1 protein-coding gene is annotated in these 255 nt (G+C 47.1%); it reads left to right on the top strand.

Annotation, left to right across the window (positions count from 1 at the left end; genetic code table 11):
- Nucleotides 1–255: hypothetical protein (locus ICN20_RS10215; RefSeq protein ID WP_216240522.1), on the top strand; the 255-nt coding region annotated here is incomplete at both ends.

The following is a 255-nucleotide window of genomic DNA, read 5'->3' as shown; positions in this document are numbered from 1 at the left end:
ATTTAACTTCACAAAATGCTGACCAAAGCCTTAATCGGGTTTATTCCACAAGCGCAGCGAATGACTTAAATAGCCTTCAGATTGCGCCAGTCCAGAGTAATGTGATTTATCTGACTGGAAGTACTTTAGCTGAGTTGCAATCTTCTGCCGTGTTACAAGCCAACGGCACAACGGGCGGATCTATTTTTATATCAGCTCCAACCATCAGCACCCAGGCTGGCAGCGTAGTGCAGGCGAACGGTAATAATGGCCCGG

The organism is Polynucleobacter sp. JS-Polo-80-F4 (assembly GCF_018881965.1).
Taxonomy (GTDB): Bacteria; Pseudomonadota; Gammaproteobacteria; order Burkholderiales; family Burkholderiaceae; genus Polynucleobacter.
Note: the sequence above shows the minus strand (reverse complement) of the source record. Positions and strands in the feature narration are given on the sequence as shown.